The sequence below is a fragment of the Lutibacter maritimus genome, from assembly GCF_900116115.1.
In the GTDB taxonomy this organism is placed as follows: domain Bacteria; phylum Bacteroidota; class Bacteroidia; order Flavobacteriales; family Flavobacteriaceae; genus Lutibacter; species Lutibacter maritimus.
The window spans coordinates 1-1,588 of the sequence record NZ_FOZP01000019.1 but is presented as its reverse complement, the minus strand read 5'-3'; the positions used below and the strand labels follow the sequence as shown (position 1 = coordinate 1,588).

Genomic DNA, 1,588 nt, shown 5'->3' with positions numbered 1-1,588 from the left:
AATGTGTTATGTAATGGCGGATCTACAGGAGCGATAGATTTAAGTGTAGTTGGTGGAAGCGGTTCATATACTTACTTATGGACTGGTACAGGAGTTTCGGCAAGTGCAGAAGATCAAACAGAATTGGCAGCAGGTGTTTATAAAGTAATAGTTACCGATTCAAATGGCTGTAGTTCATCAGAATTAAGTATTACTTTAACTGAAAATCCAGAAGTTAATGCAACAGAAACGACAACATCACATATAGATGTAAATTGTTTTGGAGGAACATCGGGAGCTTTTACAGTAGTTGCTACAGGAGGTGCAGGAACAACCTATACTTATAGTTTATCAAGTGACTTTAGTAACAGCAATGCTACAGGCGTATTTACAGGACTAGCAGCAGGAACGTATACGGTTTATGTAAAGGACGTAAACGAATGTACAGACCCATCACCAATTCAAGTAATTATTACCCAACCGTTAACATTATCAGCTACAGTAAACAGTTTAAATGTGTCTTGTAATGGAAATGAAGATGGATCAATTACAATTACAACTCCAGCAGGAGGTTCAGGAACGTATGAGTATAGTATTGATGGTGGTTCAAACTGGCAATCTACAGGAAATTTTACAGGTTTAGCAGCCAACACATACAATGTACAAATTAGAGATGCAGTTGCAACAGGTTGTGTTATCACATTGACTGGTTCGTTAACGATTACAGAGCCGCTAGCAATAAATTTACAAGTTTCATCAACAGATGTATTGTGTTTTGGGCAAGCCAATGGTACTATAACAGCTTCAGCAGCTCAAGGTTCTACAATAACAGTTAATGGGCAACCTTACAATTCAAATATGCAATATGGACCAGGTCAATATTTGATTAGGGCAGAAGCACTAGGAGGAAATTATAATCAACAACAGGAAGAAGAACCTGAAATATGTTTTGAAGAAAAAACTATTACAATTACCCAACCAGAACAAATAATTGTGAGTGCAGGTTCAAATAAAATGATAACTTGCAAAAATCCAACAGTTCAATTGATTGGAACTGTTACAAGTAGCGGTAATTATACATATAGTTGGACAACAACAAATGGAATTATTGATAGTGGAGTAAGTAGTTTAAACCCTATAGTTAGTGCTCCTGGGACATATATTTTAACAGTAACAGATGTTAATACAAGTTGTTCTGCAAGTGGTTCGGTAGTAGTTAGTCAAAATATTTTAAAACCTACAATTACTTTAAATGCGACAACTAATGAATTATCTTGTAATGTAAAAAGCATTACTATAAATTCTCAAATTAGTTCAATTCAAGGAACACCAAGTTATTTATGGAGCAAAGATCTTAAATTAATTTCTGGTGCTACAAGTTCAAGTTTGGTTGTAACTGAACCAGGAGAATATTTAGTTGTAGTAACAGATAGTTATAATGGTTGTATTGCTGCTCAAAAAGTAGTTATTACTGAGAATATTCAAAACTCTGAAGTTTCAATAACAGGTAATGTAGAATTGACATGTTCAAATGAAACGACTACGTTAACAGCTTTAGCAATAGTTCAAGGAACGGCAAGTTACCTATGGAATACAGGAGCAACAACAG

1 protein-coding gene is annotated in these 1,588 nt (G+C 35.0%); it reads left to right on the top strand.

The genetic code is table 11. The annotated features are described in order from the left end of the window. Positions 1-1,588 (top strand): SprB repeat-containing protein (locus BM335_RS15525; RefSeq protein WP_177219235.1); only part of this gene is annotated, 1,588 nt, incomplete at both ends.